The sequence below is a fragment of the Vibrio sp. CAU 1672 genome (assembly GCF_029223195.1).
Taxonomy (GTDB): Bacteria; Pseudomonadota; Gammaproteobacteria; order Enterobacterales; family Vibrionaceae; genus Vibrio.
Window position 1 is genome coordinate 1 of sequence record NZ_JARHUF010000056.1, and the last position, 2,593, is coordinate 2,593.

General features: G+C 49.3%; 2 protein-coding genes. Both read left to right on the forward strand.

What is annotated here, in order from left to right:
* Positions 1–231: 231 nt before the first annotated feature.
* Positions 232–1,764 carry an IS21 family transposase gene (istA, locus tag P2G85_RS21210; RefSeq protein ID WP_275865997.1) on the forward strand — a complete coding sequence of 511 codons (1,533 nt, stop codon included), beginning with the start codon at positions 232–234 and terminating at the stop codon, positions 1,762–1,764.
* Positions 1,765–1,773: 9 nt separating this feature from the next.
* Positions 1,774–2,514, forward strand: coding sequence for an IS21-like element helper ATPase IstB (gene istB, locus P2G85_RS21215; RefSeq protein WP_275865998.1), 741 nt, complete (start codon positions 1,774–1,776; stop codon positions 2,512–2,514).
* Positions 2,515–2,593: the final 79 nt, after the last annotated feature.

Genomic DNA, 2,593 nt, shown 5'->3' on the forward strand with positions numbered 1-2,593 from the left:
TGCGTATTCCGGAGCAATCCAGCCACCGATTCCGGGATTGTCCGGACACCCATTCCGTTTTAATCCGGACACCATTTCCGGGATAAACCAGTCCATTTTTCCACTAACTCCGGAATCACTGTCCGGTTAAGCGGAAACCCTGTCCGGTCACTCCGGAATATCCCTCTTTTCTCTTTTAAATCAATCACTCACTATTCTTGTTATGCATCTTAACGTAGCAAGGAAGTGATAATGCCGAAAAAGAGAACATCTATGACAAACATCAAAGAGGTATTACGCCTTAAATATGAGTGCAATCTGTCGACCAGAAAGATCGCTTCCTGCTCGAAGGTTAGCCGCTCAACCGTCTCAGAAATACTGATACGCTTTGAGCAGAGTTCATTAAACTGGCCACTTCCCGAAAGCTGTTCAGATACTGAGTTAGCCCAGGCTCTTTACCGCGACAAAACGACCAGCGATACCAAAGTCATGCCGGACTTCGCTCAGTGCTTTGTTGAGCTGAAACGTAAGGGCATGAGCAAACAACTTCTATGGGAGGAATACTTAGCTGAGCATCATGAAAGAGCTTACCGCTACAGCCAGTTCTGTGAGCATTACTCCCGTTGGCTGAAGAAACAGAAGCGCAGTATGCGTCAGATCCACCTTGCCGGTGACAAACTGTTCATCGACTACTGTGGACCAACCATCCCAGTCGTGAACCCTGAAACCGGAGAAATACGCAAGGCTCAGATCTTCGTAGCCACGTTAGGTGCTTCCAACTACACCTATGTAGAGGCCTGTGAGAGTCAGAAACTGGAACACTGGCTGGAAGCTCATGCTAATGCCTTCGAACACTTCGGTGGTGTTCCAGCTCTTCTTGTCCCGGATAACTTAAAAGCCGCGGTAACCAAAACAGATCGTTACGAACCTAAACTTAACGATAGCTACCGGAAACTGGCCTATCATTACCGGACTGCTGTTATGCCCGCACGTCCCTATAAACCAAAAGACAAAGCGAAAGCAGAAAATGCCGTTCTTATCGTGGAACGATGGATCATGATGCGGCTTCGTCACCGAACCTTCCATACCTTCAAAGAGCTGAACCTCTCCATCCGTGAATTAATGGACTCGCTGAACCAAAGACAGATGAAACAGCTGGGAGCCAGCCGAAAAGAGTTGTTCGACACTCTGGACAAGCCTGCTCTGAAACCTCTGCCGGCACAACGTTACCTCTACACGGAGCTTAAACGTGCCAAGGTTGGGCCGGATTATCATATCGAATACAGGAAGCACTATTACTCAGTGCCACACCAGTTAGTCGGCCAGTATGTTGAGCTTGAGGCAACTTCCAGACTGATACAGATATACCATCAGGGCAACCTGGTCTCTCAGCATCCGGCCAGCAAAAAGGAATACGGCCTCAGCACCTATCCCGAGCATATGCCCAGCAATCACCAATATCAGAAATGGTCACCAGAGCGGTTACTCCGTTGGGGAGGCAGAGTCGGCGCAGCAACACAGGAAGTAGTGAATCGCCAGCTGATGTCAAAAGAGCACCCCGCTCAAGCCAATCGTAGTTGCCTTGGCCTTCTCAACCTGACCAAGAAATATGGAGATACGCGCCTAGAGCAGGCATGCAAAGATGCTCTGATGGTGAATAAGCCTTATCTCAGGTTCATCAGAAACCTTCTTGAAAACCACCGGGAAGGTCTGTTGTCTTCCTCGCCGGAATCCACCCCGGATATCCAGCACAGCAATGTACGCGGCCCAAACTGTTATCACTAGGAGAGAATGATGAACCAGATAAATGAACAACTTAAATCGCTACGTCTTAGCCATGCCGCAACTGCACTGGAACAACAACGAGAGCAGCTATCTACCTATGCAGAGCTTAACTTCGAAGAACGGTTAAGCCTGCTGCTCGAAAGCGAGCTACTGGGTAGGAACCAGGCCAAGATCCAACGGTTAAAAAGACAAGCCAAACTGAGAGTTGACGCTCTGCCAAGCCAGATTATCTACAGGGATGGTCGGGGACTTAAGCGCACTCAAATGAGCGAGCTCTTAACCGGAGGCTACTTACACAAAAAACAAAACGTTCTTATCACCGGGCCGACCGGAGCAGGAAAGACTTATGTTGCCTGTGCGCTTGCAGCCCAGGCTTGTGAACAGCTACACAGCGTTCGCTACCACAGGCTCAGCCGTTTACTCGATGACCTGAGTTCTGGTCGCCTTGACGGTACTTATCAGAAACAACTTCTGGCTCTGTCGAGAAAACAACTCCTGATACTGGATGACTGGGGTATGGAGAAGTTAAGCCCCGATCATGCCGGTCACTTGCTGGAGCTTCTGGAGGATCGCTACCAAACCAGCAGCACAATCATGATCAGCCAGCTTCCGGTTAAGGAATGGTACAACATGATAGGAAATGCCACGGTCGCTGACGCATTACTGGATAGGTTAATCCACAACAGTCACCGCATAGAACTAGGAGGAGAATCAATGAGAAAACTGGCGCAATCCGGACAGGTAGGGTAAAAATAGAGTTAGAGAAAAACCAGGGATAAGTGGTGTCCGGTTAAACCGGAGCCGGTGTCCGGAATCGCCGGAATACGCA